Here is a 25,103-nt window from a genome sequence, read left to right as displayed (position 1 = left end):
TTCGGCCCTGGCGGCGCGGGCAGCCGCAGGGCCATGATGCGCAGACTCGCGAACGGTGCCATCAGCGGCGCCGCGGCCACCATGACGATGAGCACGGTCATGCTGGCGGGCCAGAAGGCGGGCCTCATGCCCGGCCAGCCGCCCAAGCACATCGTCCGCGGCCTGCTCCCCGGCAGCAAGGCCCGCCACAAGACCGGCGAGGGCGTGCTGGGCGCGGTGGCCCACCTCGGTTTCGGCGTCGCCTCCGGCATGGCCTTCGCCCTGCTGTCGCGCCGCCCGCGCCGCAGGGTGCCGCTCGGCGTCGGCTACGCGCTGCTGATCTGGGTGGTCAGCTACGAGGGCTGGGCGCCGCGGCTGAGCGTCCTGCCGCCCATCGACCGCGACCTCCCGGGCCGCCCGGCCGTGATGGCCGCCGGCCACATCGTGTACGGGGCAACGCTCGCGGCCCTGCTCAACCGCCTCGAACCCGGTGAGAAGCCACCGGTGCAGGAGGAGGCCGCTCAGAAGGAGTCCCAGCCCGCGCTCTCGTAACAGCCGGTCACCCGCGCCATCAGCGCCTCGTCCACCTCGATCCGGTGGCCGTCCACCCGGTCCACGGCCACCACCCCCCACGAGTTCGCCAGGAACACGGCGGGGAACTCCGTCAGGTCGGCCACCCGCAGCACCCGCCGCTCGCATGGCACGCCGGCCCGCGCCAGCTCGCCCTCCAGCAGTCGCATGGTGACGCCGCGCAGCATCGGCGCGTCCGGCCAGATCACCCGGTCGCCGTCGAAACACCCCAGGTTGGTGACCGCCCCTTCCGAGATCACCCCGTCGTCGGACGTCAGCAGCGCCTCGTCGTACCCCTCCCGCTCGGCGAGCCTGCCCAGGTAGCCCTGCGGGAAGCCGCCGGTGTGCTTGATGTGCGGCAGGAACCGCTGGTAGCGGACCGACCTGAGCCTCTTCGGGGTCGCCGCGAGCCGCACCGGCGGGCCGGACACCGCGATCACCCGCACCCCGCCGGCGTCGCACACGAACACCCGCACGCTCGCGTCCACCGCCCCCAGCGCCCGGACGGACGCCCGCACCAGGTCCAGGTCGAGCTCCTGGCCGAACAGCTCACGGGTGGCGCCGCTCAGCCGGTCCAGGTGCGCCGCCAGCCCGCGCACCTTCCCGCCCCGCACCTGCATCGCCGTGAAGTGCCCGTATCTCGCGGACATGGCGAGCGCCACGTCGCCGGCCTCCGCCGCCCGCCCGTCGATCACCGCACCCATCAGGCCTCCCACGCCGCTCCAGGATCATTATCCCGAGCTGAAATATTCAGCGCACCTTCCTCGAAAGTTTCGCACCAGGCGAGGACTCGTAAGGTCGTCAACCATGACGACGGACTTGGACGGGCTGGCGGAGCGGCTGCGGGCGTTCGCGCGGGCCCGCGACTGGGAGCAGTTCCACACGCCGAAGAACCTGGCGATGGCGCTGGCGGGCGAGGTGGGTGAGCTGGTGGCCGAGCTCCAGTGGCTCACCCCTGACGAGTCGCGCGACCCCGGCCCCGAGACCCTGTCCCGCATCACGGCGGAGCTGGGCGACGTCACCGCCTACCTGGTACGGCTCGCCGACGTCCTGGGCGTCGACCTGGTGGCGGCGGCCCACGCCAAGCTGGACGCGGGCGAGCGCCGCTACGACCCCGCCCGCTACCGCGGCTCCGCCAGGAAGGCCCCGCACCTCCCGCCGGACGCTTTCTGACGGACCCGGCGCGTAGGGTGACGGGCATGCGTTTCGGGGTGCTGGGCCCGCTGGCCGTCTGGACCGACGCGGGAGAGCCCGTGACGGTGCCGGGGCTCAAGGTGCGCGCGCTCCTCGCCGACCTGCTCGTGCACGACGGGCGGCCGGTCTCCACCGACCGCCTGCTCGACGACCTGTGGGGCGACGACCAGCCCGGCAACCCGACGGGCGCCCTCCAGGTGCGGGTCTCCCAGCTGCGCAAGGCGCTGGAGGACGCCGAGCCGGGCGGCAAGCACCTGGTCGTCTCCAAGGCCCCCGGCTACCAGCTGGCCGCGGGCCGGCAGGTCGACGCCGCCCGCTTCACCGACCTGCTGGCCCGCGCCGAGGCCGCCGACGACCCGCGCACCCGCGCCGGCCTGCTCGCCGACGCGCTCGACCTGTGGCGGGGCCCCGCCTACGCCGACTTCGCCGACGAGGAGTTCACCAGGGCCGCCGTCGTGCGGCTGGAGGAGCAGCGGCTCACCGCGCTGGAGCTGCGCGCCGAGGCGCGGCTGGAGCTGGGCGAGCACGGGCTGCTGGTGGGCGAGCTGGGCGACCTCGTCTCCCGCCACCCGCTGCGCGAGCGGCTGCGGGCCGCCCACATGCGCGCCCTCTACCGCGCGGGCCGCCAGAGCGAGGCGCTGGCCGGCTACGCGGAGCTGCGCGAGAGGCTCGCCGAGGAGCTCGGCCTCGACCCGGGCCCCGAGCTGGCGGCCCTGCACCAGGCGATACTCGGCCAGGACCCGGCGCTGAGCGGCCCCGCCGAGCGCCCGGCCACCAACCTGCCCGCCTCGCTCAGCAAGCTCATCGGCCGGGGCGACGCGCTGGCCGAGGTGCGGTCGCTCGTGCGGGAGGAGCGGCTGGTCACCCTCACCGGCACCGGCGGGGTCGGCAAGACCCGGCTGGCGCTGGAGGTGGCCGGCGAGCCGGCCGAGGAGTTCCCCGACGGGGCGTGGCTGGTGGAGCTGGCCCCGCTCGACCGGCGCACGGCGTCGCTGCCCGAAGCCGTCATGGCCGCGCTCGGCATCCGCCAGGACGACGCCGCCGCGCCCGCCGACCGGCTGGCCGACGCGCTGCGGGCCCGCCGGATGCTGCTCGTGCTCGACAACTGCGAGCACGTCGTCGAGCAGGCCGCCGAGCTGGCCGCGCGGCTGCTGCGCGCCGCCCCCGGCCTGCGCGTCCTCGCCACCAGCAGGGAGCCGCTGGCGGTCGACGGCGAGGTGCTGTGGGCGGTGCCGCCGCTCAACCTCCCCGCCAGCACCGACCTGGCGGTCATGGCCAGGTCTGACGCGGTGCGGCTGTTCGTGGCGCGGGCGGCGGCGTCGGCGCGCGGGTTCGCGCTGAACGCGGGCAACGCGCAGGCGGTGGCGCAGCTCTGCCGCCGGCTCGACGGCATCCCGCTGGCGCTGGAGCTGGCCGCCACCCCGGTGCGGGTGCTCGGCGTGCGGGGCGTGGTGGACCGGCTCGACGACCGGTTCAAGCTGCTCGCCTCCGGCCGGCGCGGCGCGCCCGCCCGCCAGCAGACGCTCATGGCCGTCATCGGCTGGAGCTGGGACCTGCTCACCGAGCCCGAGCGGGCGGTGCTGCGGCGGCTGGCCGTGCACGCCGACGGCTGCACCATCGAGGCCGCCGAGGCGGTGAGCCCCGATGAGGACGTGCTCCACCTGCTGGCCCGGCTGGTGGACCGGTCGCTGGTGGTGGTCGTCGACGGCGCCGCGGGCGTGCGCTACCGGCTGCTGGAGTCGGTGGCCGAATACTGCCTGGCCCGCCTCGCCGACGCGGGCGAGCTGGAGAGCGCGCGGGCGGCGCACGCCCGCCACTACCTGGCCCTGGCCGAGCAGGCCGCGCCACACCTCTACGGACACGAGCAGCGGGCCTGGCTGCAGCGGCTCGACCAGGAGGGCGCCAACCTGCGCGCCGCCCTCGACACGGCCGTCGAGCAGGGCATGACGGACGTCGCGCTGCGGCTGGTGAACGCGCTGGCGTGGTATTGGTTCCTGCGCGGCCGGCTCGCGGAGGGCCGGCGGTCCCTGGAGACGGCGCTGGCCGCGGCCGGGTCCGACGGCGGTGACGCGTCCGCCCGCGCCGCTGGATGGCTGGCCGGGTTCACCGCGCTGCTCGGCGAGGAGGTCGACTGGGAGCCGGTGTTCGCCCGGATCGACGACCGCGCCGCGCGGGCCAGGGCCACGCTCTTCGTCGGCCTGGTCGTCCTCGACCTGCCGTCCAGCGAGGAGCTCGTGGGCAGGGCGCTGAAGGAGTGCCGCGCCCTCGGCGACCGGTGGGGCGTCGCCGCCGCGCTCAGCAGGCAGGCCAGGACCGCCTTCGCCACCAGCGACCTGGAGACGCTCAAGGAGGTCGGCGAGGAGAGCGCCCGGATCTTCCGTGAGCTGGGCGACCGCTGGGGCCTGCTCCAGGCCACCGAGTGGCTCGCCGGGATGGCCCAGACGGTCGCCGACGGCGAGCGCGCCAAGGAGCTGTTCGCCGAGGGCCTCCACATGGCCGAGGAGCTGGGGCTGTGGCCCGAGGTCGCCCGGCGCACCTCGTGGCTCGGCTGGCTGGCCATGTACGAGGGCGACCACGCGCGCGCGATGGAGCTGTGCGGCAGGGCCATGCGGCTGGCCGTCTCCCACGGCTACCAGGAGGGCCGGATGATGTCGGAGATGGGGCTCGCCTTCGCCGCCCAGAAGGCGGGCGAGCTCGACCTGGCGGAGCGGCACCTGCTCAACCTGCTCGACGGCGTCCCGCGCGGCCCCGGCGTCGAGCCCGCCCTGCACCTGCCCACCACCCTGGGCGCGCTCGGCTACGTCACCGAGCAGCGCGGCGACTGGGCCACCGCGCTGGCGCTGCACCGTGAGGCCTACGACGCGTGCCGCAAGCTGGGCGACCCGCGCACCACCGCGTTCACCGTGGAGGGCATGGCCAGCGCGCTGGCCGCCGGCGGCTCCCACCTGGCCGCGGCCCGCCTGCTCGGCCTCGCGGCGGCGGCCCGCGCCCGGCACCGCACGCCGCCGGTGCCCTCCGAGCAGGAGGAGATCCAGCGGGTCGCCGAGGCGTGCTGGGAGGCGCTGGGCGAGCCCGCGTACGCGGCCGCGTACGCCGAGGGTGGCAAGCTGGAGCTGGACGAGGCGACCGCGGCGCTCTGACCGTCAACCGGTCAGGTGCTCGTCGAGCCGGTCGAAGAACTCCATCCAGCCCTGCCTCGACTCCTCGCCCGCGTTCGCCCCGTGCTCGCGGAAGGTCATCGCGGTCCTGCCGTCGTCGTCCGCCAGCCCGACCGTCAGCACCGAGACGGGATCGTCCGGTTCGCCGGTGGTGAAGACGAGCCGCGCGGGCGGCGCCACCTCGCGGTAGGCGCCGTCGAACGTCACCTCGAAGCCCTCCTCGGCGGTCAGCGTCACCTGCCATCGGCCGCCCGGACGGGCGTCCAGGACGATCCGGTCCACCGGCGCGGCCATGAACCGCGGCCCGAACCACCGGGCGAACCGCTCCGGCGTGGTCCAGGCGGCGAACACGTCCTCGCGGGGCACGTCGAACACGCGGATGATCTCGTACGAGGCGGTCTGCGTCATGGTGGCCTCCCTCTCCATGTCGGCGAGGGCCCACCATGACCGGGCGGGCTTACGATCCACTTCATCCGGTCTTAAGGCTAGGCTGCGCGGGTGGACAGCGCAGAACTCAAGGAACGCGTACGCGAGCTGCGGGCCGAGGGCCGCTCGCCCAAGGAGATCGCCCGCGCGCTCAAGGTGCCGCCGTCGGCCGTCGCCCCGCTGGTGCGGGCCATCGCGGCCGAGAACGCCGGCGGCGGGGACGACCGTGAGGCCGAGCTGATCGGCTGCTGGATGAGCGTCGGCTGGAGCAACGGACTCGGCGTCGACCCCGCCCGAGGCTGGACCGACGAGGCGCCCGACGCCGAGGGCGGCAAGGTGTCGGTGCTGGTGGTGCGGCGTCACAACTGGGACAAGCTGACGGTCGTCGGCTGCCTGGCCGACGTCTACTGCACCGGCATCAAGCACATCATCGGGCCCGACGTGGTCGACGAGCGGGAGCTGCGCCGGTTCAGGGAGTTCTTCTTCTCCGACTACAAGGGCTTCCAGGAGGTGCCCGTCGAGCTGGCGCGCCACCTGGTGTTCGGCGCCGACGACTACGCCCGCTCGCTGGGCGTCGAGTCGCACGAGGAGATCGGGCAGCTCTCCGGCCTGCTGGGCGACTGGGAGGGGCCATCGGCGATCACGTTCGGCCGCCGGGGCAGGCCCTACTACGTGCCGGACACGTACGACGACCCGCAGAAGGTCGTCCACATCCTGCGCCGCAAGCTCTCCTACGACGAGTTCGACTACGACATCTAGCTCTTCTCGCCGGAGAACCTCTCCCATGGCGGCGCCGATCCGCGCCCACGAGACGCCCCGGTCGCGCAGCCGGTCGACCCAGACCTGGAGGTTGGCGTCGACCTGGGCGCTGACGGCGGCGATGCGCGGCAGGAAGTCGAGGATCTCCTGGTCGGACATGGTGTCCGGCCAGGGGATCTCGGCGGTGGACGACGACTCGCGCGGCATCTCCAGCACGGCGTTGCACAGCCCGACGCACTCGTCGCAGATGTAGACGCCGGCGCCGGCGATCATCTTGCCCACCTCGTCCTTGGCCCCTCCGCTTCCCGATACGGTGGCGCTACCCGCCTGGCACAGTGCCCCCCGCCGGGGCGTACGCACGAAGGAGCGCGACATGGCCGAGTCACGGGAGCACAGGTTCGTCGGCACGCGAGGTGAGAACGTCGTGCGCGAGTGGCCGAACGAGCGGCCCCGCTACGTCGCCGTCCTCGTGCACGGCTACGGCGAGCACATCGGCCGGTACGAGCACGTGGCCGACGCCCTCGTGCGCCACGGCGCCGCCGTCTACGGCCTCGACCACATGGGACACGGCAAGTCGCAGGGCGAGCGGGTGCTGATCGAGGACTTCGAGGACGTGGTGACCGACGTGCACGCGGTGGACGAGCGCGTCCGCGCCGACCATCCCGGCGTGCCCGTCGTGCTGATCGGCCACTCGATGGGCGGCCTGATCGCCGCCCGCTACGCGCAGCGCTACGGCGACAGTCTGGCCGCGCTGGTGCTGTCCGGGCCGGTGATCGGCTCCTGGGAGGTCATCCCGCAACTGCTCGCGCTCGACCCGATCCCGGAAGTGCCGATCGACCCGGCCACGCTCTCCCGCGACCCCGCCGTCGGCGTCGCCTACGCCGAGGACCCACTGGTGTGGCACGGCGCGTTCAAGCGGCCCACGCTGGAGGCGCTCGCCACCACCATCGAGGTCATCGCCAAGGGCGGCACCTTCGGCCCGCTGCCGACGCTGTGGATCCACGGCTCCGACGACCGGCTCGTCCCGCTGTCGGGCACCCGGCCCGGCATCGAAGCCGTCAAGGGCGGCGACTTCACCGAGATCATCTACCCGGAGGCCCGTCACGAGGTCTTCAACGAGACGAACAAGGACGAGGTGCTGGCGGACGTGACGACGTTCGTCGACCGCGCCCTCGCGTCACGCCACCCGTAGCCAGGCGTGCCCCGAGCCCTGGGTCCTGGACAGCTCCACCTTCCAGCACCCGGGCGCGGGGAACACCCACCCGGTGCCCCACTCGTAGCCGGGCCGCCGCCAGTTGGACCCGCCGTGGTCCTCCAGCCAGACGAGCTTGGCCCGCTTCCCGCCGGGCCCCGTCGCGGAGACCTTGAGCGGGCCGTCCCCGGTCATCCGCCACACGATCTTCACCTCGGCCCCCGCCTCGAACGGCACCTCGGCGAAGAGCAGCCCCCACAGCTCGGCGTCCTCGGAAGTGCCCCGCACCTCGGTGAAGCCGTCGGCGGGAGTGAGCAGTTCGGTCCCGTTGCACGTCTCCCCGGTCTTCACGGCGCCGGCCACCGGCCCGTCCGCGCCCGGTGGAGGCGCGTGCGTGGACTCGCCCGTACCCGTCGTGCCCGCCGCGCACCCGCCGACGAGCACGACCACCGCCACCACCGCCACCACCGCCATCGCCAACGCCCGCACCGACGCTCCTCCCGGCCGTTCCGTCCATCCCTTCCTCTACACACGGACGGCCGGAAAGGTTCCTGCGTTCAGGGGGAGCGTTCGAGTTCGCGGCGGTAGGCGTCGAGGACGAGGCCGTGGAAGTGGTGGACCGCGTGCTCCGACAGGCCGGACCCGCCGGGATCGTAGACGATCTTTCCTTGGGTGAACGCGGGGCTGCGCATCCCGCGCTGGACGCTCTCCACCAGGGCGATGTCCTCCTTCTGGAGCACCTCGTCGATGTAGCGGATGCTGTCCACCTCGGCCTCGTCGGGCTCGGCCGTCTCCAGGTAGAAGTCCCAGGTCTCGCGGGTCCGCTCCGGGCCGTCGGGGACGATCTGCAGCACCATGAAGTTGCCCCGGCCGGGATAGCGCAGCAGGCAGGTGTTGGGCCACAGCCACCAGACCGCGTGCTCGGTGACCGTCGCCCCCGACACGTCGTAGGCGGAGTTCTCCGCCTTGCCGGCCTGGGCCATGTGGCTGGACCAGATCCCGTGGGTGGTGACCTCGTAGGTGCTCATGTCGACCAGGGACACGAAGTCCTTGTGCGCCACGTGGCAGTGGTAGCACTCCAGGAAGTTGTCGACGACGTTCTTCCAGTTGGAGGCGATGTCGTAGGTGAGCCGGCGGGCGAGGGTCAGCTTCGCCACGTCCGGCGCCCGCGCCAGGATCTCCGCCTCCAGGTCCCCGGCCTGTTCGGTCAGGGGCGCGGCCCCGGGATCGAGGTTGACGTAGACCATGCCGCCGAACTCGCCGGCCTGGACCTGGTTCAGGCATACGGCGGAGGCGTCGAACCCGGGCATGTCGCCGGTGTTGCGCGCCCGCCGCAACCGGCCGGTCAGGTCGTAGTTCCAGGCGTGGTACGGGCACACGATGCTGCGCCGGACACCGGACCCCGTCAGCAGTTCGTGCGCCCGGTGCTTGCACACGTTGTAGAACGCCCGCAGCGCGCCGGCCTCGTCGCGGACGGCGACGATCGGCAGGCCGGCGACCGTGCCCGTGACATAGCTCCCCGGCTCCCGCAGCTTCTCCACGTGACACAGCCACTGCCACGTACGAGCGAAGATCGCCCGCTGGTCGACGTCGGACCAGCGTGGATCGGTGTAGGCGTCTGCGTGCAGGGACATCGACAGGGCGGGGTCGGGGTCGTATCCGGTGGAGATGTGATCGAACGGATCAGGTGTCACCGTACCTCCAAGACCTGACACCAGCGCCCGGGATCCGCGTGGCGACACCCGAATCCGGCGCCAACTCAATCGAGGCTAATGATCCTTGAGGCGAACAATCAACCCTTTGATCACTTAATCGGCGGCCTCGCGGTTTTCCGCCCGTTTCGCAGGTGCTGCTGCCTCAATCCCGGGCCTCGGGGTCCAGCCCGAGCACCGAACGCCCCCCGTCCACCGGCAGCGTCACCCCGTTGACGAAGGACGCCTCCGGCGAGAGCAGGTACGCGACCGCCGCCGCGATCTCACCGGCCGTGGCCACCCTGCCGAGCGGATGCAGCCGCGCCATCTCCCGCTCGACCTCGGCCGCCGCCTCCGCCGGCTGCCCGGCCAGGAACTCCTCGTACCGTTCCGTTGCCACCGACCCGGGTGCGACGGCGTTGACCCGGATTCCCCGCTTGCCGTACTCGACGGCGAGCGCCCTGGTCAGCCCTTCTATCCCGGCCTTGGCCGTGGCGTACGGCAGGCTGCCCGGCACCGCGCGCCGGGCCTGGTGGGAGGTGACGTTGACGACGGCGCCGCCGGTGCCGGCATCCAGGAAGCGGCGCACGGCGACCGCGCAGCCGACGACCGCCAGGTCCAGGTTCGCCGCGATGAGTCCGCGTACCTCCTCGATGGGCGCGCTGTGCACGGAGGCGTCGCGGAAGACGGCGGCGTTGTTCACCCAGCCGGCCAGCGTGCCCGCCTCCTGCGCCAGGTCGGCGGCGCGGCCCGCGACACCCTCGTCCGCCGCGTCGCCGACCACCCCGACCACCCGCTCGCTCGCCCAGCCCAGCGCATCGGGGTCGCGCTCGACGACCACCACCGTGTGCTTCTCTCCCAGCAGGCGCTCCACGACAGCCCGGCCGATCCCTCTGCCTCCACCGGTCACCACATACGAAAGGCTCATGATTGGACGATATGTGGATCTAGCCCCCGCCTCTTGCAGACAGCGCCAACGGGCCCCAAGCATGGGCTTCGCCCACCAGCGCTCCGCGCCAGACAGCTCAGGCCGCGCCCCTTTGGGGGGCGCGCCCCCCAAACCCCCATCTCAGACCCCGCTTCGCCGCATCGTATGAAACCTGGCCCTCGACTCCTTGCAGGGAACAGCCTGCAAACCCCGCTGAAGCAGGTCATCGACGTGCTTCACCGGCGGGTGTGTCGAGTCGTCCGTGCACTCGTGGCGGAGACTCCGGCGTTAGCCGCAGGAGGGCCCAGACGGTCCGGCCGTATCCGTCGCCGTGCACACCCCAGCGGGTGGTGAGTTGCACGACGAGATGGAGGCCGCGGCCGTTCAACTCGTGGTCCTGGGCCTGGTGCAGGCGAGGGACCGATGGGCCGCCTTGGTCGAGGACGGCGAGGACCACCAGGTCGTGGCCGGTGTGGACGGCGATGCCGAAGATGCCGCCCGCTGTGCCGCTGAGGGAGTGGCCGACATGGGGCTTGTCCTGGCTGGGACAGCGTCTCAGGAGCTGAGACCACCATCCGGCTCGACGGTCTGAGCAGCCGGTTCATGGATGGGGGAGATCCCTGCCAAGCTTCGGACCTCCACGCCGAGAGCTTCCACACCCGATCCGCGATCTACCACCTCACATCCGGGGGTGCAGGGGGCCGGGAGGCCCCCGGCAAGGGGTGCGGGGAGCTCGGCTCCCCGCTGAGAGGAGCCCGAGCCGGTCCGCGCGGAGCGCGCCTCCCGGCGAGGACCATGCCTGGGGCAGACCGGCAAGGGCCATGCCTGGGGCAGACCGGCAAGGGCCACGCCCGGGGCGGACCTGCGAGGAGCACGCCCGGGGCGGACCGGCAAGAGCCAGGCCCGGGGCAGACCTGCGAGGAGCACGCCTGGAAAAGACCGGCAAGCATCACGCCCGGGGCAGACCGGCAAGGACCACGCCCGGGACAGACCGGCAAGGACCACGCCCGGGACAGACCGGCAAGGGCCACGCCCGGGACAGGGGTCAGGAGTCGGACAGGGTGGCCAGGACCTGGTCGCCGTACTTGGCCAGTTTGTTCTCGCCCACCCCGCTCACCGTGCCCAGCTCCTCCAGTGACGACGGCCCCAGCGTCGCGATCTCACGCAGCGTGGCGTCGTGGAAGATGACGTAGGCCGGGACGCCCTGCTCCTTGGCCGTGGCCGCGCGCCAGGCCCGCAGCCGTTCGAAGATGGGGGCCGCCTCCGGGGGCAGGTCGGCCGCCGGGCGGGACTTCGGGGCCGACGCGGCCTTGGCCGGGCGGCGGGGGTCGCGGCGCAGGCGGACCTCGTGCTGGCCGCGCAGCACCGCCGCGCTGGCGTCGGTCAGGACGAGGGCGCCGTAGTTGGGCTCGACCGCGAGCAGGCCCTGCGCCAGGAGTTGCCGGGCCACGCCGTGCCACTCGGCGTTGCCGAGCTCGGTGCCGATGCCGAAGACGGTCAGCGAGTCGTGGCCGTGCTGCAGGACCTTGGCCGTCGTCTTGCCGAGCAGGATGTCGACGATCTGCCCCACGCCGAACTTCTGCCCCCGCTCGCGGGCCAGCCGCAGCACCGTGGAGAGCACCTTCTGCGCCGGCACGGTGCCGTCCCAGGACTCGGGCGGCGTCTGGCAGGTGTCGCAGTTGCCGCACGGGGAGCCGCCCGGCTGGCCGAAGTAGTCGAGCAACATGACCCGCCGGCACGTCACGGTCTCGCAGAGGGCGAGCATCGCGTCGAGGTGGAGGGCCTGGCGGCGGCGGTGCTGCTCGTCGCCTTCGAGGGCCATGCGCCGGTGCTGGACGACGTCCTGCAGGCCGTACGCCATCCACGCCGTGGCGGGCAGCCCGTCGCGCCCGGCCCGCCCGGTCTCCTGGTAGTAGCCCTCGACGGACTTGGGCAGGTCGAGGTGGGCCACGAAGCGCACGTCGGGTTTGTCGATGCCCATGCCGAACGCGATCGTCGCCACCACGACCAGCCCTTCCTCGCGCAGGAAGCGGGCCTGGTGGTGGGCGCGGGTGCGGGCGTCGAGACCGGCGTGGTAGGGGAGCGCGGGGATGCCGTTCTCGACCAGGAACGCGGCGATCTTCTCGGCCGACGAGCGTGACAGGCAGTAGACGATGCCGGAGTCGCCGGGGTGCTCGGCGCGGAGGAAGTCGAGGAGCTGCCGCTTGGGCTCGCTCTTGGCGGTGATCCGGTAGTGGATGTTGGGGCGGTCGAAGCCGGCGACGAAGTGGCGGGCCTCGCCCTCGCGCAGGCCGAGCCGCTCGGCGATCTCGGCGTGGGTGGCCGGGGTGGCGGTGGCGGTCAGCGCGATGCGCGGCACCTCGGGCCACTGGGCGTGGAGCTCGGACAGCGCCAGGTAGTCGGGCCGGAAGTCGTGGCCCCACTGGGAGACGCAGTGGGCCTCGTCGATGGCGAACAGCGAGATCGCGCCCTTCTTCAGCAGCCGCACCGTCGACTCCAGCCGCAGCCGCTCGGGCGCGAGGTAGAGCAGGTCGAGCTCGCCCGCCAGGAACTCGGCCTCCACCAGCTGCCGCTCGTCGAAGTCCTGCGTCGAGTTGAGGAACCCGGCGCGCACCCCGAGCGCGGTGAGCGCGTCCACCTGGTCCTGCATGAGCGCGATCAGCGGCGAGATGACCACGCCCGTCCCGGGCCGGACGAGCGCGGGGATCTGGTAGCACAGCGACTTGCCGCCGCCGGTCGGCATGAGCACGAGCGCGTCGCCGCCCGCCGCCACATGCTCGATGATCTCCTGCTGCCCCGGCCGGAACGTGTCGTAGCCGAACACGCGGTGCAGGACCTCGGTGGCTGTATTCATGCGGCTACCTTACGTGTTCGGAATCGCTCTCGAGCCGGGTTCGCCCACGGCGATCGTAGCCGCTGCGCATCGTCCTCCCGTGCCCCTTTCGCGGTGTGGGAATGAAAACCGTTCCCATCTGGTTGACGGGCACATGAAGAAGAACCTGCATCCCGCGTACCGTCCCGTCGTCTTCCGCGACCCGAGCGCCGGGGTCGCCTTCCTCACCCGGTCCACCGCGACCGGCACGGCCACCGTGGAGTGGGAGGACGGCCGCACCTACCCGGTGATCGACGTCGACGTGTCGTCGGCGAGTCACCCCTTCTACACCGGCCGCGGCCGCGTCCTCGACAGCGCGGGCCGGGTCGAGCGCTTCAACAAGCGTTACAGCAGGCCGTGACCCCGTACTGAACGGCCCGTCCCTGGGTAGCAGGGGCGGGACCGGCGGTGGGAGCGGTGGTGATGGCATATGGCCCTGTCGGAGCGGGAGCGCCGCATCCTTGAGGAGATCGAGGATGCCCTGGAACGCGACGACCCCAAGCTCGCCAGGCGCGTGTCGGGGGTCGCCTCCGGGACGGGCCGTCTCCGGAGGCTGCTCCTGAGTGGTTGGTTCATGGTCGCGGTCATCGTCGTGACAGTCGCCCTACTGGTGCTGGCGGTCGCGCTGGCGTGAGAGGCGGCGCTGGATGATGACCAGGTCGACGGCCGCGAAGACCGCGACGGCCGCCGCGATCGCGGCCTCCCATGCCCACACCTGCTCGCCCGTGCTCATCGCCTGCGTGATGAAGTAGACCGCCGCCGCGGTGCCCAGCACGAGTGCGGCCAGAGACAGGATCCGCCGCAACCGGTAGGGGCTGCGCGCGGTCAACGGCTCCGTTCCCGCGCGGTTGCGCAGCCACATGGGGATTCACACTCCTCTCAGGCGAGACAACGCAGCGCCGACACGAGCCGCGGGCTGAGCCCGTTGCCCGGAGGGAGCCGGCCCACCGTCGCCTCGACGAAGTCCGGATAGGACAAGCTGGCTTCGGCGTCGCCGAAGTGCACCCAGATCTGCTCGGCCGTCTGCTCCACCTGCACGCTCGGGTCCTGCTCGGCCAGCGCGAACCGGCCGACCGCCACCCGCCAGAAGGTGCGGCCGTCCGCCTCGTCCGGGCGGACGGGCGCGCCCACGTCGTCGGCGTGCGTGGCGTACTCGGAGTCGTAGTGGAAGGCCTGCTCGCCCACCGGATAGGGGCCGGCCATGGTCTCCAGGAGGGCGTCGCGGCCGAGCGCGCGCATGCGGCGGCGGGTGTCGCCGTTCTTGTCGCGCCACTCCCGCAGCACCTCTTCGACGGGCAGGTCACGCCGCTGACGGACGCACCACTCGTTGAACTCGTTGTAGCCGCCGATGCCCTCCGCCTCCATCAGCAGCCGCAGCTCGCCGAGGGTGCCGTCGAGGCAGGCCTGGTTGTAGAGCTCCTCGCCGGCCAGGTGGCCGAGCACGTCGCGGACGGTCCATCCGGCGGCGCGGGAAGGGCGCCGCCATCCCTCCTCGTCCAGGCCGGAGAAGAACCAGTCCAGCCGGGACGCCTCGGCGTCGAAGATGTCGAACGGGTCGTACTCGCGCAGCAGATCCTCTGGCATATCCGGTCGCTACCCGCAGGATCCCGGAACTCACCGGGCCCGGGCACGGCGAAGGCCCGGCCGGAGCCCGGCCGGGCCTTCACTCAGTGGTGCTTACCGGCGCCAGCTGTAGACGCGCACGTAGTCGGTGCGGCTGGTGGCGTCGTCGAGCTTCCTGTCGCCCTTGAAGACGGCCTTGTAGCTGCCGCTACGGTAGGCGCGGTCCTTGGCGTAGAACTTGCCGTGACGGTCGGTGCGGTCGGAGGCGACCCACTTCCAGCCACTGGAGCCGTTGGCCTTGTAGTAGACGTGGACCTTCTCGTAGCGCACGGCGCGCCAGTGGTCACCGCGCTCGGCCAGCAGGCGGCCGGAGAAGTAGACCGACTTGCCCTTGCGGACCTTCGACGGCGAGGCGTCGAAGCTCAGCCGGGTGTCGGCCTTGCTCCAGCCCTTGCGGACGTCGACGTAGAAGAACGACGTGTCGTGGGCGACACGCTTGCCCTCCTTGTCGAAGGCGGTGGCGATGGCCTTCCACTTGCCTTCGGGGTCGTGCGAGGTGAACGGCACCGAGAAGAGCCAGTTCTCCAGGGGCTTGACTTCCTTGCCCCGCAGGGTGCGGAACTTGCTGTCGGCCGGCTCGACGCTGAGCTCGACCTTCTCGACGTCGGAGCTGGCGCCCACCTTGAAGCGGGCGACGGTCTCGCTGCCGTGCTTGACGACGACAGGGTTCGGCGAGACATCGAGGATCTCGACCTTAGGCGCCTTGGTAGTGGTGGCGGCGACGGCGCTGCCACCAGACATCAGCATGGTCCCGCCCGCGAGAGCGGCGACCAGGCCTACGGCGATCTTTCGCATGAGGGTGCTTCTCCCCGTAAATCTTGTGGCACCGGCCCGGGATGACCGGTTCCCTTTACTGCTTAGAGCCACACTAAGGGGCAAAGGTTCGCTAAAGTTACGGAAAAATTTTGATCACGGTGGTCACCTGCACTGATGGAAAAAAATCCGTTTTGAGGCCACCTGACCGACTAGGCTCGGAGCTCATGACCGACGTCTACACCCTCGGAGAGGCGCTCGGGGTGGTCTCCAGCGGCCGGGTCCGCCACGAGACCGAGGCCAGGCTGGACATCTGCGGCCCCGAGTTCACCCTGGCCGTGGCCTTGGCGCGGCTCGGTCACCGGTGCGCCTTCGCCGGCAAGGTCGGCTCCGACGAGCTGGGCGCCCGGGTGCTGACGGTGCTGCGCGGCGAGGGCGTCGACGTCACCGACACGCGCGTCACCGAAGGGGTGCCGACCGGGCTGCTGCTGCGCGACGCGCGGGTGGGCCGCGAGCCGCTCGTCACCCACTACCGCGCCGGCTCGGCGGGCTCGACGCTGTCACCCGGCAACGTGCCGATCGACCGGGTCGGCGCCGCGCGGATGCTGCACGTCACCGGCGTCACCGCGGCTCTGGGCAGGGATCCGCACGACGCCGTGCTGGCCGCCGTGAGCGCGGCCAAGAGCGCGGAGGTGCCGATCTCGTTCGCCGTCGAGTACCGCCCCGAGCTGTGGGCGTCGGTGCGCGAGGCGGAGGAGGTGCTCACCGAGCTGGCCTGCCAGTCGCACCTGCTCTTCGTCCGCCAGGACGAGCTGGACCTCATCAAGCCCGCGCTCACCCCCGAACGCGAGGTCGTGGTCGCCCGCGGCGCCAAGGGCGCGAGCGTGCGGGCCGACCGGATGCGCTACGACGCCCCCGGCCCGCAGACGCCGGTGGTCGACTATGGCGGGGCCGGGGACGCGTTCGTGGCCGGTTACCTCAGCGCGGCCCTGGACGGGCTGACCCCGCCGGAGCGCCTGCGGCGCGCGACGCAGCTGAGCGCCGCCGCCGCGTCCACCGCCAGCGACTGGCAGGGCCTGCCGGCCAGGGGCGAGCTGTAGCTACTCGATGTTCAGGGTGAACGTCGAGGTGGTGTTCTTGATGTTCTGCGCGTTGTCGGCGAAGCGCAGGCCGCGGAACGTGGCCGAGCCGACGGCCGGGCCCTGGCCCTGCTCCGGCAGCTCGTTGACCCAGATGCCGAAGCCCGACTTGGCGTCGTAGGCGTCGCCGCTCCTGCGCGCCCCGGTGATCGACACGTCCGTGAAGACGGTGTCGGTGACCGGGTTCACCGGCCGCGCGCCGTCGTACATGGTCTGGAACATGATCCCGCTGTACGTGGGATCGACGATGTCCAGATTGCTGACCCGGATGCCCTGGAACGTCTTCGACGCCGAGAACAGCCACATCGCCGGGAAGGTCTGCGCGCCCCAGAAGTGGCCGCCGGCCCGAACGAGCGAGATGTTCTCGAACCGGGTGGGCGGGTTCGCCCCGAAGCCGTGCATCGGGTAGCCGAAGTCGAGCGAGCTGATCGTGACGCCCGAGTAGACCAGCGTGTCGGCCACGTAGATGTCGCGGAAGGTGTTGCCGTACCCGCCGTAGACGGCCACGCCCGCGGCCCGCCAGGTGAGCAGCGAGGTCAGGTTCTCGTAGACGTTGCCGTGCTGTTCGCCCGCGTTGTTGTCGGTGGCGGAGAACAGGGCGAAGCTGTCGTCGCCGGTGGACCGGGTCTCCACGTGGGTGACGTGGTTGCCGGTGCTGCCGTTGGTCATGTTGAGCCCGTCGGCGAACACGTTCCTGATCCGCGAGTTCCTGATCGTCATGTCGTCCGTGTTCGAGCCCCAGTACATGCAGACCTGGTGCTCCACCCACAGGTTCTCGATCGTCATGTTCGCCACGTTCGTGAAGTCGAACACCTTGCCCGGCCCGTCGATGCGCGAGGTGTAGTTGCCGAAGTAGGCGAAGCCCGCGAACGTCGAGCCGTTGGCCGTCGCGTCCGCGCGGAAGCCGACGTCGGTGTTCGACTGCCCGGCCGGCGCGTGGAAGCGGGTGTACCAGGGCCCGGCGCCGACGATCCTGACGGCCTTCCCGTACACCTGGAACTTGCCCGTCGTCTGGTAGCTGCCCGGCGGCAGGTAGACGCCGGTGAGCGCGCTGTCCATGCGGGCCCGGTCGAGCGCGTTCTGCACGTCCTGGTGCCCGAACCCGGCCGGTACGGCGTACTTCGCCGGGTCGGGGTTGCCGATGGGGGAGACCTGCTCGAAGTCGACGAAGTCGATCGTGTAGGTGGAGGTGTTGGCCGCGTCCTTCTGCAGCCTGATCTTGCGGCCCGCCGGGACCGTGGTGTCCAGCATCAGGTTGGCCTCGTCGTAGACGTGCCGCGGCGGGCCGGAGCCGGGGTTGTTGTCCGGGCTCGCCTCGGGGCCGTACAGCCAGGCGAAGCGCGAGGTCAGGTTGATCGCCTTGTGGAAGGCGCCGTCGACGTACACGTTCAGCGTCGCGTCGAGGCCGCCGCCGCCCGGCGCGTCCGGGATCGAGAAGCGGGTGACGAGCGTGTTCGTGGCCGCCTTGGTGGTGAACTCGACGTAGGAGCCGGTGGCGGCGAGCGTCACCGCGCGGCGGCCGGACGCCTCCCCGGCCAGGTCGCCGATCGTCCTGTTCGGGCCGATCCGGGTGGCGCCGCCGCCGACGACCGCCTCCTCGGCCTCGTACGTGTCGTACGGCATGTTCGCGCCCCTGCCGATGGACAGCGGGTGCGTGCTGGTGTTGTTGTCCCGCTTGTCAGGCAGTTCCCTGGGGTCGTCGGCGAGCACCACGCGGACCGTGTGCCGGCCGTCGGCCGCGGTCCAGGTGCCGAGCGTGACAGGGGCGGTGGTGGCTCCCGGCGCGATGACGCCGCTGGCGGAGCCGGTCAGCGTGCGGACGGTCGCGCCCGAGCCGTCGAGCACGGCGAGCGTGATGCCGTGCGAGCCGGCGCCGGAGGCGATGGTGCCCTGGTTCCTGATGGCGACGGTGAAGGTGACGGTGTCGCCGGGATCCGGGTTGCCCGGGGTCCAGCCGACGTCGGCGACCAGGTCGGCGGTGTCAGGAAGCGGGACGGCCGTGCCGAACACCTGGAACTCGGCCACCTGCCCGCCGGGCGCGCCGGAGTTGGCGGTGATCCGCAGCCGCACGTCGGCGGCCCGCGCGGTGACCGGGATCGTCACGCTGTTGCCGGTGGCGGGGTCGAAGACGTACGCGGCGGGCGCGACGAGGCGGGAGAAGCCGGCGGCGCCCTGCGCGCGGCCGAGCACCTCGACGGTGCGGGTGCGCCTGGCCCAGACCGCGTCCGGGTTCAGCTTGAGCACCACCGAGGTGAGGTCGGCGTCGCCGCCGAGCGCGACGGTCAGCGTGTTCGGGTAGGTCTGGCCCTCCCAGTACGTCCTGACGTCACCGTCGTTGGCGTTGCCGGCCACGTACGTGTGGGTGTGCGAGGAGGCGGCGATCCCCTTGCCGACGGCCAGGTTCGTGCCCGGCTCCGGGTCGGGGCCGGGGCCGCCGCTCTCCCCGTACACCTCGAACTCGGCGAGCTGGGCGGCGGGCCAGCCGGTGTTCGCGGTGAACAGCAGCCGGACGTACCGGGCGCTGCCGCTCAGCGTGATCGTGGCGGACGGCGCGAAGCCGTACGTGGCCGACGGCTTGAGCGTGGTGAAGCCGGAGCCGTCCGCGCTGCCCTGGACGGTGAGCGTCTGGGTGCGGCTCGGCCAGCCGGCGGGCAGCTTGAGGGTGAGTCCGGTGAGCGTGGCGGCGGCGCCGAGGTCCACCTGGACCCACTGCGGGAACTGGCCGTTGGCCGACTCCCAGTAGGTGGCCTGGTCGCCGTCGGTGACGTTGGCGGCCCGGTAGACGTCGGTGAAGCCGCTCGCGGTGGCGGCCTTCCCGGCGGCCAGATTGGTGGCGGCGGCGGCCGGGGGCGGGGCGATGAGGAGTCCTAGGACGAGGGTCAGGGCGGCTAAGAGTGCGCGCATGGGGGGTGGCCCTTCGCAGGAGTACAGTTGGCCGCACCATAGGCTTTCCAGCAGATGTGAGCAATATCTCGACTGGATTGCGCAAGAAATGAATGCTGCTGTGATGCTCACGTAAGTACTTGCAATGGTTTGCGCTGACAGTCGTATAGTTTGCGTCATGACGCGACGACTCGCAGAGGTGGCCAAGAAGGTCGGGGTGAGCGAGGCGACCGTGAGCCGCGTGCTCAACGGCAAGCCGGGGGTGTCCGACGCGACCCGGGAGGCGGTGCTCACCGCCCTCGACGTGCTCGGCTACGAGCGCCCCACCCAGTTGCGCGGCGACCGTGCCCGGCTGGTCGGCCTGGTCCTCCCCGAGCTGCAGAACCCGATCTTCCCCGCGTTCGCCGAGGTCGTCGGCGGCGCCCTGGCCCAGCAGGGGTTCACCTCCGTGCTCTGCACCCGCACGGTCGGCGGCGTCTCCGAGGCCGACTACGTCGATCTGCTGCTCCAGCAGCAGGTCAGCGGCGTGGTGTTCGCCGGCGGCCTGTACGCGCAGGCCGACGCCGCGCACGGCCACTACGAGCTGCTGCACGAGCGCAAGCTGCCCACGGTCCTGGTCAACGCCGCCGTCGGCCACCTGGACTTCCCGCAGGTGTCGTGCGACGACGTGGTGGCGGCCGAGATCGCGCTGGGCCACCTGCGGGCCCTCGGCCACGAGCGGATCGGCATGGTGCTCGGCCCCAGGGACCACGTGCCCTCGCGGCGCAAGCTGGAGGCGTTCCAGGCCGGGGGCGGCGACGCGGACCTGGTCGAGCACACCATGTTCTCCCTGGAGGGCGGGCACGCGGCGGCCGCCCGGCTGGTCAGGCGCGGGGTCACCGCCGTCGTGTGCGCCAGCGACCTGCTCGCGCTCGGCACGATCAGGGCCGCCCGCCGCGCCGGGCTGAGCGTGCCGCGCGAGGTGTCGGTGGTCGGCTTCGACGACTCGGCGCTGATGAACTGCACCGAGCCGCCGCTCACGACGGTCCGCCAGCCGATCGACGCGATGGGCCGGGCCGTCGTCGACCTGCTGGTGGCCCAGATCGACAAGGCCGTCGTGCCTGCGGACGAGCTGCTGTTCGAGCCGGAGCTGGTGGTGCGCGCCTCCACGGCGCGAGTCCGTACGTGATGTAGTCGTTATCTTGCAATCTTCAGTCTGAATATTGCATAGATAAGTCGCTGATCCTATGGTGTGGGCAATTCGCATCAGAAGGGTCAGATCATGAAGAGATCCGCTGGGCTCTTAGTCGCATCCGCGCTGGGACTCGCCGCCTGCGGCTCCGGGCAGCAGGCTCCCCCGGCGGGCGGGGCCGACCAGGTCACCATCACCGTCGCCTGCCAGCCCGCCAAGTCCGCGCCCAAGGAGCGCCAGGCGTGGGACGACGACGTGGCCGCGTTCATGAAGGCGAACCCCGGCGTCACCGTCAAGAGCACCGACCAGCAACCCTGCTTCGACCCCAAGACGTTCGGCCCCAAGCTCGCCGGCGGCCAGATGGAGACCGTCTTCGTGGTCCCCGTCACCAACTACGACGACGTGATCAGGCAGGGCCAGGCCCTCGACATCACCGCGTACACCGGCGAGATCAAGAACTGGGACGACCTGCGCCAGGACGTGCGCGACCTGGTGACCAAGGACGGCAAGGTCTACGGCGTGCCCAACGTGCACTACGGCGTCGGCCTGGTCTACAACCGCAAGCTGTTCGCCGAGGCCGGCCTCGACCCCAACACGCCGCCTGCGACCTGGGCCGAGATCCGCGAGGCCGCCAAGAAGATCGCCGCGCTCGGCCCCGGCCACGTCGGCTACGGCGAGTATTCCGGCGGCAACACCGGCGGCTGGCACTTCACCCAGGCCATCTACGGCCGCGGCGGCAGCATCCTGACAGACGACGGCAAGAAGGCCGCCTTCAACTCGCCCGAGGGCAGGGCCGTCCTGCAGACGCTGCACGACATGCGCTGGGTCGACGACAGCATGGGCACCAAGCTCCTGGTCGGCTGGGAGTCGCTCATGGTGGCGATGGGCAGCGGCAAGGTCGGCATGATGCTCGGCGCCCCCGACGTGGTCACCGACGTGGTCGGCAAGTTCAAGGGCAGCGTCGCCGACTACGGCATCACCGGCTTCCCCGAGGCCAAGGCGTCGCTGAGCGGCGGCGAAGCGTTCATGGTCAACCCCAAGGCCACGCCCGAGGAGGCGAAGGCGGGCATGCGGTGGCTCGACTTCCGCTTCAACACCGTCGGCAAGGGCCGCTTCGACTTCGCCCGCGGCAAGGCCATCGGCAACCCGGTCGGCGTCCCCGACAACGCGGTCTACGGCGACTCGCCCACCGGCCAGGCCATCCAGGCCGACCGGGTGAAGAACGCCTCCCTGCCGGTCGAGAACTACGACCCGTACGTCAAGGCCTCCGCCGCCATCCCGCCGAAGGCCGAGCCGGTCCACGCCCAGGAGATCTACGCGATCCTCGACGTGGCCATGTCCGGCGTGCTGTCCGACAAGGACGCCGACATCGACAAGCTGCTCGCCGACGCCGAGACCAAGGTGAACGCCGTGCTGGCGGCCAAGGGCTGACCCATGGCTGTTCTGAGGCGCAACCTGACGGCCTACGGGTTCCTGTGCGCGGCGCTGTTCTGCTTCGCGGTGTTCGCCTGGTATCCGATGATCAGAGAGTTCATCCTGAGCTTCCAGGAGACGAACCTGATCGATCCGCCCACCTGGGTCGGGCTGGACAACTTCGAGTACGCCGTGGGATACCCGGGCTTCACCGAGGCCTGGATCGCCACCCTGCAGTTCACGTTCCTCGCGCTGGTGTGCGGCTTCGCCGTGCCGTTCGTCGTCGCGCTCGTGCTCAACGAGCTGCGCCACGCCCGGGCCTATCTCAGGTTCGTGGTCTACCTGCCGGTCATGCTGCCGCCGATCGTCGCGGTGCTGCTGTTCAGGTGGTTCTTCGATCCCGGGCCCGGGCTGTTCAACCAGCTGCTCGGGCTGGTCAACCTGCCCGGCCTGGCCTGGCTCGACTCCCCGGCCACCGCGCTGATCTCCCTGGTCATCGTCTCGACCTGGATGAACATGGGCAGCGCGACCCTGATCTACCTGGCGGCGCTGCAGAACATCCCGCCGGAGCTGTACGAGGCGGCCGAGCTGGACGGGGCCGGGATCCTCAAGCGGATCAGGCACGTCACGATCCCGCAGACCAGGCTGATCCTGCTGCTCATGCTGATGCTGCAGATCGTGGCCACCATGCAGGTCTTCATCGAGCCGTACATGCTCACCGGCGGCGGGCCCGCGGGCTCGACCGTCACCGTCGCCTACATGATGTTCCAGTTCGCCTTCACGAACCAGAACTACGGCGTGGCCGGCGCGCTCGGCATGATGCTCATGATCGTGCTGCTCGTCTTCGCCGCGTTCCAGCTCCGGCTCACCCGGGAGGACAAGGCATGATCTCCGTCGGCGCCCGGGCCGCCGCCGGCCGCAGGCGGGCGGCCCGCCGCCCGAAACCCATCCACACCGGGCAGTTCCGTACGATCATCTCCCCGCTCCAGCTCAACAGCCGATGGGGACGGCGCGTCTACTGGGCCGTGCTCGTCACGGTCGTGGTGACCTTCACGCTGGCCTTCGTCTTCCCGCTCTACTGGATGATCACCGGCGCCATGAAGACGGGCGAGGAGATCGCCCAGATGCCGCCGACGCTCTTCCCCGCCGACCCCACCCTCGACGCCTACGCCGAGGCGTGGAACCTGTTCGACCTCGGCACGCTGCTGTGGAACACCGCCTACTACTCGCTGGGCGGCTGGGTCTTCTGCATGCTCGTGGACGTGTCGGCGGCGTACGCGCTGTCGAGGCTGCGGCCGATGTTCGGCGGGGTGATCCTGGGCGCGATGCTGGCCACGCTGATGATCCCGGCCATGGTCGTGCTGATCCCGCTCTACGTCACTGTCGTCGACCTCGGATTGTTGAACAATCCCTGGGGGTTGTGGTTCCCCGCGGCCGCCAACGGGTTCAACATCTTCCTGCTCAAACGGTTCTTCGACTCGATCCCGCGCGAACTGATCGAGGCCGCGCGGATCGACGGCGCCGGCGCCTTCCGGGTGCTCTGGTCGGTGGTGCTGCCCGTGTCGCGGCCGATCCTCGGCGTGGTGTCGATCTTCACCATCGTCACCTCGTTCAAGGACTTCGTCTGGCCGCTGCTCGTCATGACCGACAGCGACAAGATGACGCTCAGCGTCGGCCTGTCGCAGACCGCCGGCATGGTCACGCAGAACGCCGTCATGGGCGGCCTGGTCGTCGCGAGCATCCCGACGATCATCGTCTTCTTCGTCTTCCAACGTCACATCATGGCGGGTCTCACCGCCGGATCTATCAAAGGGTGATCATGTCGAAAACGTGGTGGCGGGGGGCCGCGATCTACCAGGTCTACCTGCGCAGCTTCGCCGACGGCAACGGCGACGGCGTCGGCGACCTGGCCGGGCTCCGGTCCCGCCTGCCCTACCTGAAGGACCTCGGCGCCGACGCCATCTGGCTCAACCCGTGGTACCCGTCGCCGATGGCCGACGGCGGCTACGACGTGGCCGACTACCGCGGCATCGAGCCGGTGTTCGGCACACTCGCCGAGGCCGAGACGCTGATCGCCGAGGCGCACGAGCTGGACCTGAAGATCATCATCGACGTGGTGCCGAACCACAGCTCCACGGCCAGCGACTGGTTCCAGCAGGCCCTGGCCGACCCGGCCGCCCGCGACCGGTTCTGGTTCCGCGACGAGCCGGGCGACTGGCAGTCGATCTTCGGGGGTCCCGCCTGGACGCAGGTGCCTGACGGCCAGTGGTACCTCCACCTGTTCGCCCCGGAACAGCCCGACTTCAACTGGGACAACCCGGAGGTGCACCGGGAGTTCGAGGACGTGCTGCGGTTCTGGTTCGACCGCGGCGTGGACGGCGTCCGCATCGACTCGGCCGCCCTGCTCCACAAGTCCGACACCGCGTGGGAGGACCTCGACCCCGTCCACGACGTCTACCGCCGCTGGCGGACCATCGCGGACTCGTACGAGGACCGCGTGCTGATCGGCGAGCTGTGGCTGCCCGACCAGGAACGCTTCGCCCGCTACCTGCGGCCCGACGAGCTGCACACCGCCTTCAACTTCGACTTCCTGTCATGCCCCTGGGACCCGGAGGAGCTGCGCCGCGTCATCGACCTCACCCTCACCACGCACGCCACCGTCGGCGCCCCGCCCACCTGGGTCCTGTCCAACCACGACGTGACCCGCCCCGTCACCCGTTACGGCCGCGCCGACACCAGCTTCGCCCACGGCGGCGCCCTCCACGGCACCCCCTCCGACCCCGAACTGGGCTACCGCCGCGCCCGCGCCGCCGCCCTCCTGGCCATGGCCCTGCCCGGCGGCCTCTACGTCTACCAAGGAGAGGAGCTCGGCCTGCCCGAGGTCGAGGACCTGCCCGACGAGCTGCGCCAGGACCCCATGTACGCCCGGTCCGGCGGCACGAACCCCGGCCGCGACGGCTGCCGCGTCCCCCTGCCCTGGTCCGGCGACGAGCCGCCGTTCGGCTTCGGCGGGCCGTCGCCGTGGCTGCCGCAGCCGGAGAGCTGGCGCAAGCTCACGGCCGAGGCCCAGCTCGCCGACCTGGACTCCATGCTCAACCTGTACCGCACGGGGCTGCGCCTGCGCCGGGAGTGCTTCGGGGACGGGACCCTCGCCTGGCTCCCGTACGGGGACCGGGTCCTGGCCTTCACCCGCGACTCGGGCGTCACCTGCGTCGCCAACCTCGGCCCGGACCCCGTCCCGCTGCCGGACGGGGCGGTGCTCCTGGCGAGCGGCCGGCTGGAGGACCGCCTCCTGCCTCCGGACACCACCGCCTGGCTGCGCACCCCATGATCGGGGCGGGCTAGCATCGGT

General features: G+C 71.4%; 25 protein-coding genes. 15 read left to right on the top strand and 10 right to left on the bottom strand.

What is annotated here, in order from left to right; translation table 11 throughout:
• The first annotated feature begins 33 nt into the window (after window positions 1–33).
• On the top strand, window positions 34–531 hold the full coding sequence (locus ABD999_RS08330) for a DUF6789 family protein (protein WP_219545618.1): 498 nt from the start codon (window positions 34–36) through the stop codon (window positions 529–531).
• Here ABD999_RS08330 and ABD999_RS08325 read toward each other — a convergent pair.
• Window positions 501–1,253: an aminotransferase class IV gene (locus ABD999_RS08325; protein ID WP_271280477.1), complete on the bottom strand. Its 753-nt coding sequence runs from the start codon at window positions 1,251–1,253 to the stop codon at window positions 501–503. The genes ABD999_RS08330 and ABD999_RS08325 overlap by 31 nt on opposite strands.
• Window positions 1,254–1,356: 103 nt before the next feature.
• Between ABD999_RS08325 and ABD999_RS08320 the strand changes: the two genes are divergently transcribed.
• Together ABD999_RS08320 and ABD999_RS08315 are read left to right on the top strand one after the other, a co-directional pair.
• Entirely contained in the window at window positions 1,357–1,722 is a 366-nt protein-coding gene (locus ABD999_RS08320; protein WP_148034004.1) for a nucleotide pyrophosphohydrolase, read from the top strand.
• Between the two features lie 26 nt (window positions 1,723–1,748).
• Window positions 1,749–4,883: an AfsR/SARP family transcriptional regulator gene (locus tag ABD999_RS08315; RefSeq protein WP_345482640.1), complete on the top strand. Its 3,135-nt coding sequence runs from the start codon at window positions 1,749–1,751 to the stop codon at window positions 4,881–4,883.
• 3 nt (window positions 4,884–4,886) lie between these two features.
• Here ABD999_RS08315 and ABD999_RS08310 read toward each other — a convergent pair whose 3' ends face one another.
• Window positions 4,887–5,309 (bottom strand): SRPBCC family protein, encoded by a 423-nt coding sequence (locus ABD999_RS08310; RefSeq protein WP_271275498.1) that lies wholly within the window; start codon window positions 5,307–5,309, stop codon window positions 4,887–4,889.
• 90 nt (window positions 5,310–5,399) lie between these two features.
• Between ABD999_RS08310 and ABD999_RS08305 the strand changes: the two genes are divergently transcribed.
• The 3 genes from ABD999_RS08305 to ABD999_RS08295 all read left to right on the top strand — a co-directional run bounded on the left by ABD999_RS08305 (window position 5,400) and on the right by ABD999_RS08295 (window position 7,278).
• The gene (locus tag ABD999_RS08305) at window positions 5,400–6,086 is read left to right on the top strand and encodes a type I phosphoribosyltransferase (protein WP_148034001.1); all 687 of its coding nucleotides are present in this window, start codon (window positions 5,400–5,402) and stop codon (window positions 6,084–6,086) included.
• Window positions 6,087–6,111: 25 nt separating this feature from the next.
• Window positions 6,112–6,339, top strand: coding sequence for a hypothetical protein (locus ABD999_RS08300; RefSeq protein WP_271275494.1), 228 nt, complete (start codon window positions 6,112–6,114; stop codon window positions 6,337–6,339).
• 120 nt (window positions 6,340–6,459) lie between these two features.
• Window positions 6,460–7,278, top strand: coding sequence for an alpha/beta hydrolase (locus tag ABD999_RS08295; RefSeq protein WP_271275493.1), 819 nt, complete (start codon window positions 6,460–6,462; stop codon window positions 7,276–7,278).
• Here the strand turns inward: ABD999_RS08295 and ABD999_RS08290 are convergent.
• From ABD999_RS08290 to ABD999_RS08280, 3 genes are all read right to left on the bottom strand, one after another.
• Window positions 7,264–7,767, bottom strand: a complete 504-nt coding sequence (locus ABD999_RS08290; protein WP_271275492.1) for a hypothetical protein — start codon at window positions 7,765–7,767, stop codon at window positions 7,264–7,266. The genes ABD999_RS08295 and ABD999_RS08290 overlap by 15 nt on opposite strands.
• A 68-nt stretch (window positions 7,768–7,835) precedes the next feature.
• The gene (locus tag ABD999_RS08285; protein WP_271275491.1) at window positions 7,836–8,972 is read right to left on the bottom strand and encodes an aromatic ring-hydroxylating oxygenase subunit alpha; all 1,137 of its coding nucleotides are present in this window, start codon (window positions 8,970–8,972) and stop codon (window positions 7,836–7,838) included.
• Window positions 8,973–9,135: 163 nt separating this feature from the next.
• Window positions 9,136–9,897, bottom strand: coding sequence for an SDR family NAD(P)-dependent oxidoreductase (locus ABD999_RS08280; protein ID WP_271275490.1), 762 nt, complete (start codon window positions 9,895–9,897; stop codon window positions 9,136–9,138).
• A 355-nt stretch (window positions 9,898–10,252) separates the two neighbouring features.
• Between ABD999_RS08280 and ABD999_RS08275 the strand changes: the two genes are divergently transcribed.
• Entirely contained in the window at window positions 10,253–10,489 is a 237-nt protein-coding gene (locus ABD999_RS08275) for a hypothetical protein (protein ID WP_271275489.1), read from the top strand.
• A 453-nt stretch (window positions 10,490–10,942) separates the two neighbouring features.
• Here ABD999_RS08275 and recQ read toward each other — a convergent pair whose 3' ends face one another.
• Window positions 10,943–12,751, bottom strand: a complete 1,809-nt coding sequence (gene recQ / locus ABD999_RS08270; protein ID WP_271275488.1) for a DNA helicase RecQ — start codon at window positions 12,749–12,751, stop codon at window positions 10,943–10,945.
• A 133-nt stretch (window positions 12,752–12,884) separates the two neighbouring features.
• Here recQ and ABD999_RS08265 point away from each other — a divergent pair, with 133 nt between their 5' ends.
• The gene (locus ABD999_RS08265; RefSeq protein WP_148033994.1) at window positions 12,885–13,130 is read left to right on the top strand and encodes a type B 50S ribosomal protein L31; all 246 of its coding nucleotides are present in this window, start codon (window positions 12,885–12,887) and stop codon (window positions 13,128–13,130) included.
• A 69-nt stretch (window positions 13,131–13,199) separates the two neighbouring features.
• On the top strand, window positions 13,200–13,403 hold the full coding sequence (locus tag ABD999_RS08260) for a DUF3040 domain-containing protein (RefSeq protein WP_148033993.1): 204 nt from the start codon (window positions 13,200–13,202) through the stop codon (window positions 13,401–13,403).
• Here the strand turns inward: ABD999_RS08260 and ABD999_RS08255 are convergent.
• From ABD999_RS08255 to ABD999_RS08245, 3 genes are all read right to left on the bottom strand, one after another.
• On the bottom strand, window positions 13,374–13,631 hold the full coding sequence (locus ABD999_RS08255) for a DUF6343 family protein (RefSeq protein ID WP_148033992.1): 258 nt from the start codon (window positions 13,629–13,631) through the stop codon (window positions 13,374–13,376). The genes ABD999_RS08260 and ABD999_RS08255 overlap by 30 nt on opposite strands.
• Before the next feature lie 17 nt (window positions 13,632–13,648).
• The gene (locus ABD999_RS08250) at window positions 13,649–14,353 is read right to left on the bottom strand and encodes a maleylpyruvate isomerase family mycothiol-dependent enzyme (RefSeq protein ID WP_271275487.1); all 705 of its coding nucleotides are present in this window, start codon (window positions 14,351–14,353) and stop codon (window positions 13,649–13,651) included.
• A gap of 93 nt (window positions 14,354–14,446) precedes the next feature.
• Entirely contained in the window at window positions 14,447–15,187 is a 741-nt protein-coding gene (locus ABD999_RS08245) for a hypothetical protein (RefSeq protein ID WP_271275486.1), read from the bottom strand.
• Window positions 15,188–15,372: 185 nt separating this feature from the next.
• Between ABD999_RS08245 and ABD999_RS08240 the strand changes: the two genes are divergently transcribed.
• The gene (locus ABD999_RS08240) at window positions 15,373–16,245 is read left to right on the top strand and encodes a sugar kinase (protein WP_271275485.1); all 873 of its coding nucleotides are present in this window, start codon (window positions 15,373–15,375) and stop codon (window positions 16,243–16,245) included.
• Here ABD999_RS08240 and ABD999_RS08235 read toward each other — a convergent pair whose 3' ends face one another.
• A complete protein-coding gene (locus ABD999_RS08235; protein ID WP_271275484.1) occupies window positions 16,246–19,188 on the bottom strand; it encodes a discoidin domain-containing protein in 2,943 nt (980 codons plus the stop codon).
• A 157-nt stretch (window positions 19,189–19,345) separates the two neighbouring features.
• On the opposite strand from ABD999_RS08235, the gene ABD999_RS08230 reads away from it, so the two are divergent.
• The 5 genes from ABD999_RS08230 to ABD999_RS08210 all read left to right on the top strand — a co-directional run bounded on the left by ABD999_RS08230 (window position 19,346) and on the right by ABD999_RS08210 (window position 25,082).
• Complete coding sequence (locus tag ABD999_RS08230; RefSeq protein ID WP_219545634.1) at window positions 19,346–20,335, top strand: LacI family DNA-binding transcriptional regulator; 990 nt, start codon at window positions 19,346–19,348, stop codon at window positions 20,333–20,335.
• A 93-nt stretch (window positions 20,336–20,428) separates the two neighbouring features.
• The gene (locus tag ABD999_RS08225; protein WP_271275483.1) at window positions 20,429–21,769 is read left to right on the top strand and encodes an ABC transporter substrate-binding protein; all 1,341 of its coding nucleotides are present in this window, start codon (window positions 20,429–20,431) and stop codon (window positions 21,767–21,769) included.
• A gap of 3 nt (window positions 21,770–21,772) precedes the next feature.
• Window positions 21,773–22,639: a carbohydrate ABC transporter permease gene (locus ABD999_RS08220; RefSeq protein ID WP_219545636.1), complete on the top strand. Its 867-nt coding sequence runs from the start codon at window positions 21,773–21,775 to the stop codon at window positions 22,637–22,639.
• Window positions 22,636–23,568 (top strand): carbohydrate ABC transporter permease, encoded by a 933-nt coding sequence (locus tag ABD999_RS08215; protein ID WP_148033984.1) that lies wholly within the window; start codon window positions 22,636–22,638, stop codon window positions 23,566–23,568. Before ABD999_RS08220 ends, ABD999_RS08215 begins: the two co-directional genes overlap by 4 nt.
• Window positions 23,569–23,570: 2 nt before the next feature.
• Complete coding sequence (locus ABD999_RS08210) at window positions 23,571–25,082, top strand: glycoside hydrolase family 13 protein (protein WP_271275482.1); 1,512 nt, start codon at window positions 23,571–23,573, stop codon at window positions 25,080–25,082.
• Window positions 25,083–25,103 lie beyond the last annotated feature (21 nt).

This window comes from Nonomuraea ferruginea (assembly GCF_039540635.1).
In the GTDB taxonomy this organism is placed as follows: Bacteria; Actinomycetota; Actinomycetes; order Streptosporangiales; family Streptosporangiaceae; genus Nonomuraea; species Nonomuraea ferruginea.
Note: the sequence above shows the minus strand (reverse complement) of the source record. Positions and strands in the feature narration are given on the sequence as shown.